The 15,582-nt window shown below is 55.3% G+C and carries 12 protein-coding genes, 1 tRNA gene and 1 pseudogene; all 14 read right to left on the reverse strand.

Going from position 1 to position 15,582, the window contains the following annotated elements; translation table 11 throughout:
- Positions 1–107, reverse strand: a 107-nt coding sequence (locus M5G26_RS28485; protein ID WP_146051608.1) for a GTP-binding protein, incomplete at its 3' end; no start/stop codon positions are given.
- A 31-nt stretch (positions 108–138) separates the two neighbouring features.
- A complete protein-coding gene (fusA, locus tag M5G26_RS28490) occupies positions 139–2,244 on the reverse strand; it encodes an elongation factor G (RefSeq protein ID WP_016984188.1) in 2,106 nt (701 codons plus the stop codon).
- A 30-nt stretch (positions 2,245–2,274) separates the two neighbouring features.
- On the reverse strand, positions 2,275–2,748 hold the full coding sequence (gene rpsG / locus M5G26_RS28495) for a 30S ribosomal protein S7 (protein ID WP_007916467.1): 474 nt from the start codon (positions 2,746–2,748) through the stop codon (positions 2,275–2,277).
- A gap of 107 nt (positions 2,749–2,855) precedes the next feature.
- A complete protein-coding gene (rpsL, locus tag M5G26_RS28500; protein WP_003186084.1) occupies positions 2,856–3,227 on the reverse strand; it encodes a 30S ribosomal protein S12 in 372 nt (123 codons plus the stop codon).
- A 216-nt stretch (positions 3,228–3,443) separates the two neighbouring features.
- The gene (rpoC, locus tag M5G26_RS28505; RefSeq protein WP_034156498.1) at positions 3,444–7,643 is read right to left on the reverse strand and encodes a DNA-directed RNA polymerase subunit beta'; all 4,200 of its coding nucleotides are present in this window, start codon (positions 7,641–7,643) and stop codon (positions 3,444–3,446) included.
- 64 nt (positions 7,644–7,707) lie between these two features.
- Positions 7,708–11,781 (reverse strand): DNA-directed RNA polymerase subunit beta, encoded by a 4,074-nt coding sequence (rpoB, locus tag M5G26_RS28510; RefSeq protein ID WP_038362146.1) that lies wholly within the window; start codon positions 11,779–11,781, stop codon positions 7,708–7,710.
- A 221-nt stretch (positions 11,782–12,002) separates the two neighbouring features.
- Positions 12,003–12,368, reverse strand: a complete 366-nt coding sequence (gene rplL / locus M5G26_RS28515; protein ID WP_003228750.1) for a 50S ribosomal protein L7/L12 — start codon at positions 12,366–12,368, stop codon at positions 12,003–12,005.
- Positions 12,369–12,442: 74 nt separating this feature from the next.
- Entirely contained in the window at positions 12,443–12,943 is a 501-nt protein-coding gene (gene rplJ / locus M5G26_RS28520) for a 50S ribosomal protein L10 (protein ID WP_008081912.1), read from the reverse strand.
- Between the two features lie 198 nt (positions 12,944–13,141).
- The gene (gene rplA, locus M5G26_RS28525) at positions 13,142–13,837 is read right to left on the reverse strand and encodes a 50S ribosomal protein L1 (protein WP_007916481.1); all 696 of its coding nucleotides are present in this window, start codon (positions 13,835–13,837) and stop codon (positions 13,142–13,144) included.
- Positions 13,837–14,268, reverse strand: coding sequence for a 50S ribosomal protein L11 (gene rplK / locus M5G26_RS28530; RefSeq protein WP_003228756.1), 432 nt, complete (start codon positions 14,266–14,268; stop codon positions 13,837–13,839). The genes rplA and rplK overlap by 1 nt, the downstream gene beginning before the upstream one ends.
- Before the next feature lie 117 nt (positions 14,269–14,385).
- Positions 14,386–14,919, reverse strand: a complete 534-nt coding sequence (nusG, locus tag M5G26_RS28535; RefSeq protein ID WP_007916492.1) for a transcription termination/antitermination protein NusG — start codon at positions 14,917–14,919, stop codon at positions 14,386–14,388.
- Between the two features lie 9 nt (positions 14,920–14,928).
- Entirely contained in the window at positions 14,929–15,297 is a 369-nt protein-coding gene (gene secE / locus M5G26_RS28540; RefSeq protein WP_009045851.1) for a preprotein translocase subunit SecE, read from the reverse strand.
- Positions 15,298–15,342: 45 nt separating this feature from the next.
- Positions 15,343–15,418 (reverse strand) — tRNA-Trp (locus M5G26_RS28545).
- A gap of 53 nt (positions 15,419–15,471) precedes the next feature.
- Positions 15,472–15,582 (reverse strand): annotated as a pseudogene (locus M5G26_RS28550) (EF-Tu/IF-2/RF-3 family GTPase); the annotation flags it as partial.

Raw genomic sequence — 15,582 nt, forward strand, 5'->3', positions numbered from 1 at the left:
CAAACGCGAGTCAGAGCAGCAGTCAGAGTGGTTTTACCGTGGTCAACGTGACCGATGGTGCCAACGTTGACGTGCGGTAGGGAACGATCAAATTTTTCTTTAGCCACGACAATTAACTCCTAGCCTAAAGGGGCTGAATCAGCCTTGTTTTTTGGTTACGGATTCGACGATGTGCGACGGAGCCGTATCGTATTTTTTGAATTCCATAGAGTAGCTTGCGCGACCCTGGGACATGGAACGAACGTCGGTTGCATAACCGAACATCTCACCCAGTGGAACCTCGGCACGGATAACCTTGCCGGACACTGTGTCTTCCATACCCTGGATCATGCCACGACGACGGTTAAGGTCGCCCATCACATCACCCATATAGTCTTCAGGCGTAACAACCTCTACAGCCATGATCGGCTCAAGCAACTCACCACCGCCCTTCTGGGCCAGCTGCTTGGTCGCCATGGAGGCAGCCACTTTAAACGCCATCTCGTTGGAGTCGACGTCGTGGTAAGAACCATCGAACACGGTAGCCTTCAGGCCGATCAGCGGATAGCCGGCAACAACGCCGTTCTTCATCTGCTCTTCGATACCCTTCTGGATAGCCGGGATGTATTCCTTAGGAACCACACCACCTACAACTTCGTTCACGAATTGCAGACCTTCCTGACCTTCGTCAGCAGGAGCAAAACGGATCCAGCAGTGGCCGAACTGACCACGACCGCCGGACTGACGAACGAACTTGCCTTCGATTTCACAGTTCTTCGTGATGCGCTCACGATACGAAACCTGAGGCTTGCCGATGTTGGCTTCGACGTTGAACTCACGGCGCATCCGGTCAACCAGGATGTCCAGGTGCAGCTCGCCCATGCCGGAGATGATCGTCTGACCAGTCTCTTCATCAGTTTTAACGCGGAAAGACGGGTCTTCCTGAGCAAGTTTGCCCAGAGCGATACCCATTTTTTCCTGGTCATCCTTGGTCTTAGGCTCTACGGCAACCGAAATAACCGGCTCCGGGAAGTCCATGCGAACCAGAATGATTGGCTTGTCAGCGTTGCAGAGGGTTTCACCGGTGGTGACGTCCTTCATGCCGATCAGGGCCGCGATGTCACCAGCGCGTACTTCCTTGATCTCTTCACGGGCGTTTGCGTGCATTTGCACCATACGACCCACGCGCTCTTTTTTACCTTTAACCGAGTTGATCACGCCGTCGCCGGAGTTCAACACGCCCGAGTAAACACGGACGAAGGTCAAGGTACCCACGAATGGGTCGGTAGCGATCTTGAACGCCAGAGCCGAGAACGGCTCCGCATCGTCTGCATGACGCTCCAGCTCGATTTCCTCGTTATCAGGGTCAGTACCCTTGATCGCAGGAATGTCGGTCGGTGCAGGCAGGAAGTCGATAACGGCGTCGAGAACCAGGGGAACGCCCTTGTTCTTGAACGAAGAACCGCAAACAGCCAGAACGATTTCGCCGGCGATAGTACGCTGACGCAAAGCAGCTTTGATCTCTTCGATCGACAGCTCTTCGCCTTCCAGGTACTTGTTCATCAGCTCTTCGTTGGCTTCAGCAGCAGCTTCAACCATGTTGTTGCGCCACTCTTCAGCCAGCTCTTGGAGCTCAGCAGGAATGTCCTTGCGAACAGGGACCATACCTTTGTCAGAGTCGTTCCAGTAGACAGCTTGCATGTTGATCAGATCGATCTGACCCTGGAAGTTGTCTTCGGAACCGATGGCCAACTGGATCGGCACCGGAGTGTGACCCAGACGCTGCTTGATCTGACCGATCACGCGCAGGAAGTTGGCACCAGCACGGTCCATCTTGTTTACGTAAACAAGACGTGGAACACCGTATTTGTTGGCTTGACGCCATACGGTTTCCGACTGAGGCTCAACACCCGAAGTACCGCAGAACACAACGACAGCGCCGTCGAGTACGCGCAGGGAACGCTCAACTTCAATAGTGAAGTCAACGTGGCCCGGGGTATCGATTACGTTGAAGCGGTGCTCGTCCTTGTACTGCTTCTCGGAACCTTTCCAGAAAGCGGTGATGGCAGCAGAAGTAATGGTAATACCACGCTCCTGCTCCTGCACCATCCAGTCTGTGGTCGCGGCGCCATCATGCACCTCGCCCATTTTGTGACTTTTGCCGGTGTAAAAAAGGACGCGCTCGGTGGTGGTGGTTTTACCAGCATCCACGTGAGCGACGATACCGATGTTACGGTAGCGGCTAATCGGAGTAGTACGAGCCATAAAGCCCTCGCAAAATTAGTGAAGCTAAAATTAGAAGCGGTAGTGCGAGAAAGCTTTGTTGGCTTCAGCCATACGGTGCACGTCTTCACGCTTCTTAACAGCAGCACCTTTACCTTCAGCAGCATCCAGCAGTTCGCCAGCCAAACGCAGAGCCATAGACTTCTCGCCACGCTTACGGGCGAAGTCTACCAACCAGCGCATTGCCAGAGCGTTACGACGGGAAGGACGAACCTCGACCGGAACCTGGTAAGTAGCACCACCAACGCGGCGCGACTTCACTTCGACCAGCGGAGCGATGGCGTCGAGTGCTTTTTCGAAGAGTTCCAGGGGATCGGTGCCAGCCTTACGGGTCGCAACGGTTTCCAGGGCACCATAAACGATACGCTCGGCAACGGCTTTCTTGCCGCTTTCCATAACGTGGTTCATGAATTTGGCGAGGATCTGGCTTCCGTATTTCGGATCGTCCAGAATCTCACGCTTTGCTGCTACGCGACGTCTTGGCATGATAAGCCCTCAAGCGGTCTTCAGGTTAGCTCGGGACAGATCCAATGGATGCGTGCCCGACCTTACTCTTATCGACTCAATAAAATGAAAATCTGCAAAACGGCCGATTACTTCGGACGCTTGGTACCGTACTTCGAACGACCCTGGTTACGACCTTTAACGCCGGAAGTATCCAAGGAACCGCGAACGGTGTGGTAACGAACACCTGGCAAGTCTTTTACACGACCGCCGCGGATCAGTACCACGCTGTGCTCTTGCAGGTTGTGACCTTCACCACCGATGTACGAGGAAACCTCGAAACCGTTGGTCAGGCGCACACGGCATACTTTACGCAGTGCCGAGTTAGGTTTTTTCGGCGTGGTGGTGTACACACGGGTGCACACGCCACGACGTTGCGGGCAGTTCTGCAGCGCAGGTACGTCGGATTTCTCGACGATACGCTTACGCGGCTGACGTACCAGCTGGTTGATAGTTGCCATCTACTAGCTCCACTGTTGTCTTGCGACGCTATTGTCTTGCAAGAAAAGCAAAATGGCAGGAACGAATTCCCGCCAAATTTAGGGGATCAAGAGTCTAAAGAGGATCTTGTCCCCAGTCAAGGCAAGGCCCCGACCTCCCCGCCCTTCGAACCTCGACAAAATGTCTCGATTCGATGAACGGAGCGATCAGGGCCTTACGCTCATTTACCGCAGAACTCAGTTACCGCTCGAGTTCAGCGCTTCGGTCAGTGCAGCTTCCACTTCACTGGCGCTTACGCGCAACGGCTTGTCAGCATCACGGCGACGCTTGCGCTCGCTGTGATATGCCAGACCGGTACCGGCCGGGATCAGACGACCCACGACTACGTTTTCTTTCAGGCCGCGCAGGTAATCGCGCTTGCCGGTGACTGCCGCTTCGGTCAGTACGCGGGTGGTTTCCTGGAAGGAAGCCGCCGAGATGAACGATTCGGTGGACAACGACGCCTTGGTAATACCCAACAGAACGCGAGTGTACTTGGAGACGAACTTGTCTTCGCCGCCCAAACGCTCGTTTTCTACCAGTACGTGAGTCAGTTCCATCTGGTCGCCCTTGATGAAACTCGAATCGCCGGATTCAGCGATTTCAACTTTACGCAGCATCTGACGCAGGATGGTCTCGATGTGCTTATCGTTGATCTTCACGCCTTGCAGACGGTAAACGTCCTGGATCTCGTTAACGATGTACTTGGCCAGCGCGCTCACACCCAGCAGACGCAGGATGTCGTGCGGATCGCTTGGGCCGTCGGAGATAACTTCGCCGCGGTTTACCTGTTCGCCTTCGAACACGTTCAGGTGACGCCACTTCGGAATCAGCTCTTCGTACGGATCGGAACCGTCGTTCGGGGTAATGACCAGACGGCGCTTGCCTTTGGTCTCTTTACCGAACGCGATGGTGCCGCTGACTTCAGCCAGAATCGACGCTTCTTTCGGACGACGAGCTTCGAACAAGTCGGCAACACGCGGCAGACCACCGGTGATGTCACGGGTCTTCGAAGTTTCTTGCGGGATACGCGCGATAACATCACCGATCGCGATCTTCGCACCGTCCGCCACACCGACCAGGGCGTTGGCTGGCAGGAAGTACTGAGCGATAACGTCAGTGCCTGGCAGCAACAGATCCTTGCCGTTGTCGTCGACCATCTTCACTGCTGGACGGATTTCTTTGCCCGCAGCTGGACGATCTTTCGCGTCGAGTACTTCAATGTTGGTCATACCGGTCAATTCGTCAGTCTGACGCTTGATCGTGATGCCTTCTTCCATGCCCACGTAGGTCACGGTACCTTTCATTTCGGTAACGATCGGGTGAGTGTGCGGATCCCACTTGGCCACGATTGCGCCAGCGTCGACCTTGTCACCTTCTTTAACCGAAATCACAGCACCGTACGGCAGCTTGTAACGCTCGCGCTCACGACCGAAGTCATCAGCGATGGCCAGCTCACCGGAACGGGACACAGCAACCAGGTGACCATCCACTCGCTCAACGTGCTTCAGGTTGTGCAGACGGACGGTACCGCCATTCTTCACCTGAACGCTGTCGGCTGCGGAAGTACGGCTTGCCGCACCACCGATGTGGAACGTACGCATCGTCAGCTGGGTACCCGGCTCACCGATGGACTGGGCAGCGATAACGCCGACCGCTTCACCGATGTTCACCTGGTGACCACGAGCCAGATCACGGCCGTAGCACTTGGCGCAAATGCCATAGCGGGTTTCGCAGCTGATCGGCGAACGCACGATCACTTCGTCGATGCTGTTCAGCTCGATGAACTCAACCCACTTCTCGTCAACCAGAGTACCGGCCGGAACGATAACGTCCTCGGTGCCTGGCTTGAATACGTCACGAGCAATAACACGACCCAATACGCGCTCACCCAACGGCTCTACAACGTCACCGCCTTCAATGTGCGGAGTCATCAGCAGACCGTGTTCGGTGCCGCAATCGATCTCGGTTACAACCAGATCCTGCGCCACGTCTACCAGACGACGAGTCAGGTAACCGGAGTTCGCAGTTTTCAACGCGGTATCCGCCAGACCTTTACGAGCACCGTGAGTGGAGATGAAGTACTGAAGTACGCTCAAACCTTCACGGAAGTTCGCAGTAATCGGCGTTTCAATGATGGAACCGTCCGGCTTGGCCATCAGACCACGCATACCGGCCAGCTGACGAATCTGTGCTGCGGAACCCCGCGCACCCGAGTCAGCCATCATGTACATCGAGTTGAAAGACTCTTGATCGACTTCAACGCCATGACGGTCGATAACCTTCTCTTTCGAGAGGTTGGCCATCATCGCCTTGGAAACTTCGTCGTTCGCTTTCGACCAAAGGTCGATCACTTTGTTGTACTTCTCGCCCTGGGTTACCAGGCCGGAGGCGTACTGGCTCTCGATCTCTTTCACTTCGTCGGTGGCTGCACCGATGATGCGGGCTTTCTCGTCCGGGATAACGAAGTCGTTAACACCGATGGAAACGCCGGAGATGGTCGAGTAAGCGAAACCGGTGTACATCAACTGGTCAGCGAAGATCACGGTCTCTTTCAGACCAACCACGCGGTAGCACTGGTTGATCAGCTTGGAGATCGCCTTTTTCTTCATCGGCAGGTTGACGACGTCGTACGACAGACCTTTTGGCACAACCTGGAACAGCAGCGCACGGCCGACAGTGGTGTCGACGATACGGGTACCGCTCACGCTGTTGCCGTCACGGTCGTTGACGGTTTCGTTGATACGAACTTTAACCTTGGCGTGCAGTGCGGCTTCGCCGGCACGGAACACACGGTCAACTTCCTGCAGATCCGCGAATACACGACCTTCGCCTTTGGCGTTGATCGCTTCACGAGTCATGTAGTACAGACCCAATACAACGTCCTGCGACGGAACGATGATTGGCTCACCGTTGGCTGGCGACAGAATGTTGTTGGTCGACATCATCAACGCACGCGCTTCCAACTGGGCTTCCAGTGTCAGCGGTACGTGCACGGCCATTTGGTCGCCGTCGAAGTCGGCGTTGTACGCGGCGCAGACCAGAGGGTGCAGCTGGATAGCCTTACCTTCGATCAGTACCGGTTCAAACGCCTGGATCCCCAGACGGTGAAGGGTCGGTGCACGGTTGAGAAGAACCGGGTGTTCGCGAATCACTTCAGCGAGAACGTCCCAAACCTCTGGCAGTTCGCGCTCGACCATTTTCTTGGCCGCTTTGATGGTGGTCGCGAGACCACGCATTTCGAGCTTGCCGAAAATGAACGGTTTGAACAGCTCGAGAGCCATTTTCTTCGGCAGACCGCACTGATGCAGACGCAGAGTCGGGCCTACGGTAATTACCGAACGACCGGAGTAGTCAACACGCTTACCGAGCAAGTTCTGACGGAAACGACCTTGCTTACCCTTGATCATGTCAGCCAAGGATTTCAGAGGACGCTTGTTCGAACCGGTGATAGCGCGGCCACGACGACCGTTGTCGAGCAGAGCATCGACAGCTTCCTGCAACATACGCTTTTCGTTGCGCACGATGATGTCCGGAGCGGACAGATCCAGCAGGCGCTTCAAACGGTTGTTACGGTTGATCACTCGACGATACAGATCGTTGAGGTCGGAAGTCGCGAAACGACCGCCGTCCAGCGGGACCAGTGGACGCAGATCTGGCGGCAGAACCGGCAGAACGGTCAGCACCATCCACTCTGGCAAGTTGCCGGAACCCTGGAAGGCTTCCATCAACTTCAGACGCTTGGACAGCTTCTTGATCTTGGTTTCGGAGTTGGTTTGCGGAATTTCTTCGCGCAGACGGCCAATCTCGTGTTCCAGGTCGATTGCGTGCAGCAGTTCACGGACAGCTTCAGCACCCATACGGGCGTCGAAGTCGTCACCGAACTCTTCCAGCGCTTCGAAGTACTGCTCGTCGTTCAGCAGCTGACCTTTTTCAAGGGTGGTCATGCCTGGGTCGATAACGACATAGCTCTCGAAGTAGAGAACGCGTTCGATATCACGCAGGGTCATGTCCATCAGCAAGCCGATACGGGACGGCAGCGATTTCAGGAACCAGATGTGGGCAACCGGCGAAGCCAGTTCGATGTGCGCCATGCGCTCACGACGAACCTTGGCCAGTGCAACTTCAACGCCGCACTTCTCACAGATCACACCACGGTGCTTCAAGCGCTTGTACTTACCGCACAGGCACTCGTAATCCTTTACCGGGCCAAAGATCTTGGCGCAGAACAGACCGTCACGCTCAGGTTTGAACGTACGGTAGTTGATGGTTTCCGGCTTTTTAACTTCACCGAACGACCATGAGCGGATCATCTCAGGCGAGGCCAATCCGATACGGATGGCGTCGAACTCTTCGACTTGACCCTGGTTTTTCAGCAAATTCAGTAGGTCTTTCAAGGCCTTTCCTCCTGGCGGAGCAGAGAGCGGGCAATCCTGCCCCGCTCTCGATTCGCGTCACGTGTTATTCGGTTTCCAGATCGATATCGATGCCGAGGGAACGAATTTCCTTGATCAACACGTTGAAGGACTCGGGCATGCCCGGCTCCATACGGTGATCGCCATCCACGATGTTTTTGTACATCTTGGTACGGCCGTTCACATCGTCCGACTTCACTGTGAGCATTTCTTGCAGAGTGTAAGCAGCACCGTATGCTTCCAGTGCCCAGACCTCCATCTCCCCGAAACGCTGACCACCGAACTGCGCCTTACCACCCAGCGGCTGCTGGGTAACCAGGCTGTACGAACCGGTAGAACGCGCGTGCATCTTGTCGTCTACCAAGTGGTTCAGCTTCAGCATGTACATGTAGCCAACGGTAACTGGACGCTCGAACTTGTTGCCGGTACGGCCGTCAGTCAGCTGCATCTGGCCGCTTTCCGGCAGGTCTGCCAGTTTCAGCATGGCCTTGATTTCGCTTTCCTTGGCGCCGTCGAACACTGGAGTGGCCATTGGAACGCCGCCACGCAGGTTCTTCGCCAGATCCAGGATTTCCTGATCGGAGAAGCTGTCCAGATCTTCGTTACGACCGCCGATCTGGTTGTAGATCTCGTCCAGGAAGGTACGCAGTTCAGCGACTTTACGCTGCTCTTCGACCATCCGGTTGATCTTCTCGCCCAGACCTTTGGCCGCGAGGCCCAGGTGGGTTTCAAGGATCTGACCAACGTTCATACGCGAAGGTACGCCCAGTGGGTTGAGGACGACGTCGACCGGGGTGCCATTGGCATCGTGCGGCATGTCTTCAACCGGCATGATCACAGAGACCACACCTTTGTTACCGTGACGACCGGCCATCTTGTCGCCCGGCTGGATGCGACGACGGATTGCCAGGTAAACCTTGACGATTTTCAGCACGCCTGGAGCCAGGTCATCGCCCTGCTGCAGTTTGCGCTTCTTGTCTTCGAACTTGTCGTCCAGCAGACGGCGGCGATCAACGATGTAGGCCTGAGCCTTCTCGAGCTGCTCGTTCAGAGCATCTTCAGCCATGCGCAGTTTGAACCACTGACCATGCTCAAGACCGTCGAGAACTTCGTCGGTGATGTCCTGACCTTTCTTCAGACCTGCGCCGCCTTCAGCCTTGTGGCCTACCAGAGCGGAACGCAGACGTTCGAAAGTCGCGCCTTCAACGATACGGAACTCTTCGTTCAGATCCTTGCGGATCTCGTCGAGCTGAGTCTTCTCGATCGACAGTGCACGAGCATCACGCTCAACGCCGTCGCGGGTGAAGACCTGTACGTCGATGACAGTACCTTTGGTGCCGGTTGGCACGCGCAGGGAAGTGTCTTTAACGTCGCTGGCTTTTTCACCGAAGATTGCACGCAGCAGTTTTTCTTCCGGAGTCAGTTGGGTCTCGCCTTTCGGAGTGACCTTACCCACCAGGATGTCGCCTGCGCCAACTTCAGCACCTACGTAAACGATACCGGCTTCGTCCAGTTTGTTCAGTGCAGCTTCACCCACGTTCGGGATGTCTGCAGTGATCTCTTCAGGCCCAAGCTTGGTGTCACGGGCCACACAGGTCAGTTCCTGAATGTGGATCGTGGTGAAACGGTCTTCCTGAACCACACGCTCGGACAGGCAGATGGAGTCTTCGAAGTTGAAGCCGTTCCATGCCATGAACGCGATGCGCATGTTCTGACCCAGCGCCAGTTCACCCATGTCGGTGGACGGGCCGTCGGCCATGATGTCGCTACGCTGAACGCGATCACCCTTGCTCACCAGCGGACGCTGGTTGATGCAGGTGTTCTGGTTCGAGCGGGTGTATTTGGTCAGGTTGTAGATGTCGACACCAGCTTCGCCGGTTTCAACTTCGTCATCAGCAACACGAACCACGATACGGCTGGCGTCGACGGAATCGATCACGCCACCACGACGAGCCACGACGCAAACGCCGGAGTCACGGGCTACGTTACGCTCCATGCCGGTACCTACCAGCGGCTTGTCAGCGCGCAGGGTTGGTACAGCTTGACGCTGCATGTTCGAACCCATCAACGCACGGTTGGCGTCGTCGTGCTCGAGGAACGGAATCAGCGACGCTGCAACCGAAACTACCTGCTTCGGCGAAACGTCCATCAAGGTGACTTCTTCAGGCGCCTTAACGGTGAATTCGTTCAGGTGACGTACGGCTACCAGTTCGTCAATCAGGACTTTCTGATCGTTCATGGTCGCCGAAGCCTGCGCGATCACGTGATCGGCTTCTTCAATAGCGGACAGGAACACGATCTCGTCGGTGACCACACCCTCTTTCACCACACGGTACGGGCTTTCCAGGAAGCCGTACTGGTTGGTGCGAGCGTAAGCAGCCAAGGAGTTGATCAGACCGATGTTCGGACCTTCCGGCGTTTCAATCGGGCATACACGACCGTAGTGAGTCGGGTGTACGTCACGGACTTCAAAGCCTGCACGCTCACGAGTCAGACCGCCAGGGCCGAGTGCAGAGACACGACGCTTGTGGGTGATCTCGGACAGCGGGTTGTTCTGGTCCATGAACTGCGAGAGCTGGCTGGAACCGAAGAACTCTTTCACCGCTGCAGCCACTGGCTTGGCGTTGATCAGGTCTTGCGGCATCAGGCCTTCGCTTTCAGCCATCGACAGACGCTCTTTGACCGCACGCTCAACACGTACCAGGCCAACGCGGAACTGGTTCTCGGCCATTTCGCCTACACAGCGAACACGACGGTTACCCAAGTGGTCGATGTCATCGACGATGCCTTTACCGTTACGGATGTCGACCAGAGTCTTCAGTACCGCAACGATGTCTTCCTTGCACAGCACGCCCGAACCTTCGATCTCGGTACGACCGATACGACGGTTGAACTTCATCCGGCCGACCGCAGACAGGTCATAGCGCTCAGGACTGAAGAACAGGTTGTTGAACAGGGTTTCGGCAGCGTCTTTGGTTGGCGGCTCGCCTGGACGCATCATGCGATAGATCTCGACCAGCGCTTCCAATTGGTTGCTGGTGGAGTCGATCTTCAGCGTGTCGGAGACGAACGGACCGCAGTCGATGTCGTTGGTGTACAGAGTTTCAATACGAACAACGCCGGCCTTGGCAATTTTTGCCAGGACTTCAGTGTTCAGCTCGGTGTTGCACTCTGCCAGGATTTCGCCGGTAGCCGGGTGCACGATGACCTTGGCGGTAGTACGACCCAGGACGTAGTCCAGAGGTACTTCCAGAGTCTTGATGCCGGCTTTTTCGATCTGGTTGATGTGGCGCGCGGTAATACGGCGGCCCGCTTCAACAATTACCTTGCCCTTCTCGTCCTGAATGTCCAGAACCGCAATTTCACCACGCAGACGCGAAGCAATCAGTTCCAGGCTGAGGGTTTCGCCGCTCAGGTGGAAAACGTTGGTAGTGTAGAAAGCGTCCAGCACTTCTTCAGTGGTATAGCCGAGCGCGCGCAGCAGTACCGATGCCGGCAGCTTGCGACGACGGTCGATACGCACGAACACGCAGTCTTTCGGGTCGAACTCGAAGTCCAGCCACGAACCGCGGTAAGGAATGATGCGCGCGGAGTACAGCAGTTTGCCGGAGCTATGCGTCTTGCCGCGGTCGTGGTCAAAGAACACGCCCGGGGAACGGTGCAGCTGGGAAACGATTACACGCTCGGTACCGTTGATTACGAAGGTACCGTTCTCAGTCATCAGGGGAATTTCACCCATGTAGACTTCTTGCTCTTTGATGTCCTTGATCGCTTTGTTCGACGATTCTTTGTCGAAAATGATCAGGCGCACTTTTACCCGCAAAGGTACGGCGAAAGTTACACCGCGCAATACGCATTCTTTGACATCAAATGCCGGTTCGCCCAGGCGATAACCGACGTACTCCAGCGCAGCATTGCCGGAGTAGCTGATGATCGGGAAAACGGATTTGAAGGCCGCATGCAGGCCCACGTCGCGGAACTGATCTTTAGTCGCTCCCGCTTGCAAGAATTCACGATACGAATCCAGCTGGATGGCCAGGAGGTAAGGCACATCCATGACGTCCGGCAACTTGCTAAAGTCCTTGCGGATACGTTTTTTCTCAGTATATGAGTAAGCCATCAGCGTTCCCCAGCTTGGTCACCTGCTTGTTTGGCCCCTCCCGACGGGAGCAGCCAGAAAATCGTGCAAACCCCATGGTTTGCTCCACCGCATCGGGTGGTTACAGCGCCTTTATCAGCACCGACCCAGTCGGCTGCCAATAACGGAAAAAGGCCGGTGGCAAGAGCCACCAGCCATCAGCCTGTCGCTTGACGCTCGGGCTGGAGGAGCAAAGTCGATGCTTATTTCAGCTCGACTTTAGCGCCTGCTTCTTCCAGCTTCTTCTTGGCGTCTTCAGCAGCTTCTTTCGAAACGCCTTCAGCTACAACCTGAGGAGCGCCGTCTACTTTCTCTTTGGCTTCTTTCAGGCCCAGACCGGTCAGTTCACGAACTGCCTTGATCACGTTAACCTTCTTCTCGCCAGCTTCCAGCAGAACAACGTTGAACTCGGTTTGCTCTTCAACAACAGCGGCAGCAGCAGCTGGACCAGCCGAAGCAGCAGCAGCGGTAACACCGAAGGTTTCTTCCATCGCTTTGATCAGCTCAACGATTTCCACTACGGATTTCTGGCCGATTGCTTCGATGATTTGTTCGTTAGTCAGAGACATGACTCAATTCCTGAATTGGGGGACGGCCTACGCGACCATCGAAATAAACAAAAAACGCGAGAAGTTGACGAGCCTTAGGCTGCAGCAGCTTCTTTCTGGTCGCGAATTGCCGCCAGAGTACGAGCCAATTTGCTGGTAGCGCCTTGAATCACGCTCATCAGCTGAGAAATTGCTTCGTCACGGGTCGGCAGAGTTGCCAGTACGTCGATCTGATTAGCTGCGAGGAACTTGCCCTCGAACGCAGCTGCCTTGATCTCGAACTTGTCCTGACCCTTGGCAAACTCTTTGAAGATACGGGCAGCAGCGCCCGGATGTTCGTTGGAGAATGCGATCAGGGTCGGGCCGGTGAACACGTCGTTGAGGACACTGTATTGAGTGTCAGCAACAGCGCGCTTGAGCAGGGTGTTACGTACAACACGTACGTAAACGCCAGCTTCACGAGCCTCTTTACGGAGTCCGGTCATTGCGCCTACTGTTACGCCACGTGCATCAACCACGACAGCGGACAGAGCGACTTTGGCAGCCTCGTTGACTTCAGCGACGATGGCCTTCTTGTCTTCGAGATTAATTGCCACGGGTTTAACTCCTGCTTGTTACCGTTTCATTCGATCGGAACCGAATGTCGTTTTGGTGTCTGATTCGGTAAGGAACCGGGAGCACCATCTGCGTAGGCTTATGGTTTAAGACTTGCGTCGCCTACGGTCTTGGATAGCCCCCGCCAGGCAGGGACCCCAATCTTTCAATTGGCGCGAACCATCGCGCCAACCTTTGTCTTACGCGTCCAGCGAGCTCTGGTCGATGACCAGACCTGGGCCCATAGTGGTGCTCAGGGTAACGCGCTTGACGTAGATACCTTTCGAAGAAGCTGGCTTGATACGCTTCAGATCAGCGATCAGGGCTTCAACGTTTTCCTTCAGCTTGACGGCGTCGAAGCCCATCTTGCCAACGGAAGTGTGGATGATGCCGTTTTTGTCGGTGCGATAACGAACCTGACCAGCTTTAGCGTTTTTAACCGCGGTAGCTACGTCTGGAGTTACGGTACCAACCTTAGGGTTAGGCATCAGACCACGTGGACCGAGGATCTGACCCAACTGACCTACAACGCGCATGGCATCCGGGGATGCGATCACTACGTCATAGTTCAGGTCGCCGCCTTTCATTTCGGCAGCCAGGTCGTCCATACCTACACGGTCAGCGCCGGCAGCCAGAGCGGCCTCAGCAGCTGGACCCTGGGTGAACACAGCAACGCGAACAGTCTTGCCAGTGCCGTGTGGCAGCACAGTAGCGCTACGAACAACCTGGTCGGATTTACGCGGGTCTACACCCAGGTTTACAGCAACGTCGAACGACTCGCTGAACTTGACAGTCGACAGCTCAGCCAGCAGAGCAGCAGCATCTACAATGTTGTAGGCCTTGCCTGCTTCGATTTTGCCGGCGATAGCCTTTTGACGCTTGGTCAGCTTAGCCATTACACACCCTCCACGTTAAGGCCCATGCTACGAGCAGAACCGGCGATAGTACGCACGGCTGCATCCATATCAGCTGCAGTCAGATCCGCGTTTTTGGTTTTCGCGATTTCTTCCAGCTGAGCACGAGTAACAGTGCCAACCTTAACGGTGTTCGGACGAGCGGAACCGCTGGTCAGACCGGCCGCCTTCTTCAGCAGAACCGAAGCAGGGGTGGATTTGGTTTCGAAAGTGAAGCTACGGTCGCTGTAGACAGTGATGATCACTGGAGTCGGCAGACCAGCTTCAAGACCCTGAGTACGGGCGTTGAAAGCCTTGCAGAATTCCATGATGTTCACGCCGTGCTGACCCAGAGCAGGACCAACCGGTGGACTTGGGTTAGCCTGAGCGGCCTTCACTTGCAGCTTGATGTAAGCGGTAATCTTCTTGGCCATGAGGCACTCCAATTACGGGTTCGAACGCCTCGAAAGGCTCCCCGGTTACTTGCGCGTATATCCCAGTGACGACAAAACCCCACAGCCTATGGCTGCGGGGTTGGGATGCTTGTTCAATCAGACCTTTTCGACCTGACTGAACTCCAACTCTACCGGGGTAGAGCGACCGAAAATGAGCACTGCCACTTGGATCCGGCTCTTTTCGTAGTTAACTTCTTCAACAACACCATTGAAATCTGCGAATGGGCCGTCGTTGACTCGCACCGTTTCACCTGGCTCGAAGAGAGTCTTCGGCTTAGGCTTGTCACTACCATCAGCAACACGACGCAGAATTGCTTCTGCCTCTTTATCGGTGATTGGCGCTGGCTTATCGGCAGTACCGCCAATGAAACCCATAACCCGAGGAGTATCCTTGACCAAGTGCCAAGTACCCTCATTCATATCCATCTGAACCAGCACATAGCCTGGAAAGAACTTGCGTTCGCTTTTGCGCTTCTGGCCATTACGCATTTCAACCACTTCTTCAGTGGGAACCAGAATCTCGCCGAAGCCATCTTCCATGCCAGCCAGCTTTACGCGCTCGACCAGCGAGCGCATCACATGCTTCTCGTAACCCGAGTAAGCATGCACAACATACCAACGCTTAGCCACGGGACACCCTTAGCCGACAATCAAGGAAACAAGCCAACCGAGCAGGGAATCAAGACCCCACAACAGCAACGCCATAACCAGAACAACAGCCACCACAATCAGGGTGGTCTGCGTGGTTTCTTGGCGAGTTGGCCACACGACTTTACGAATCTCGGTGCGAGCTTCCTTAACCAGTACAAAGAAAGACTTGCCCTTCGCAGTCTGCAGGCCTACAAAGGCAGCTACAGCAGCAATGGCAAGCAATGCGAGTACACGGTACAGGATCGGCGAAGCAGAGTAATACTGATTGCCAACAACGCCAACAACCACCAAAGCGACAACTACAAGCCACTTGAGCAGATCGAAGCGAGAGCCTTGAGCTTCAGCTTTAGGAGTCATCTATGAAGATCCTGTGAAAAGAAAGCCAGACACACCGAGTGAATCTGGCAGGTCAGGAGGGAATCGAACCCCCAACCTACGGTTTTGGAGACCGTCGCTCTGCCAATTGAGCTACTGACCTAAAACAAAATCAGGCCGACCATTATGCCGGCCCGAAAAATACATTACAACTACTTACTCGATGATTTTAGCTACGACGCCAGCGCCGACGGTACGACCGCCTTCACGGATAGCGAAACGCAGACCGTCTTCCATCGCGATGGTTTTGATCAGGGTAACAGTCAT

The organism is Pseudomonas sp. TNT2022 ID642, from assembly GCF_028656995.1.
In the GTDB taxonomy this organism is placed as follows: domain Bacteria; phylum Pseudomonadota; class Gammaproteobacteria; order Pseudomonadales; family Pseudomonadaceae; genus Aquipseudomonas.

Bases quoted from the DNA above. Each gene is read 5' to 3' on its own strand.
- fusA (WP_016984188.1), bottom strand. From the start codon at position 2,244: ATGGCTCGTACTACTCCGATTAGCCGCTACCGTAACATCGGTATCGTC.
- rpsG (WP_007916467.1), bottom strand. From the start codon at position 2,748: ATGCCAAGACGTCGCGTAGCAGCAAAGCGTGAGATTCTGGACGATCCG.
- rpsL (WP_003186084.1), bottom strand. From the start codon at position 3,227: ATGGCAACTATCAACCAGCTGGTACGTCAGCCGCGTAAGCGTATCGTC.
- rpoB (WP_038362146.1), bottom strand. From the start codon at position 11,781: ATGGCTTACTCATATACTGAGAAAAAACGTATCCGCAAGGACTTTAGC.
- rplL (WP_003228750.1), bottom strand. From the start codon at position 12,368: ATGTCTCTGACTAACGAACAAATCATCGAAGCAATCGGCCAGAAATCC.
- rplA (WP_007916481.1), bottom strand. From the start codon at position 13,837: ATGGCTAAGCTGACCAAGCGTCAAAAGGCTATCGCCGGCAAAATCGAA.
- rplK (WP_003228756.1), bottom strand. From the start codon at position 14,268: ATGGCCAAGAAGATTACCGCTTACATCAAGCTGCAAGTGAAGGCCGCT.
- secE (WP_009045851.1), bottom strand. From the start codon at position 15,297: ATGACTCCTAAAGCTGAAGCTCAAGGCTCTCGCTTCGATCTGCTCAAG.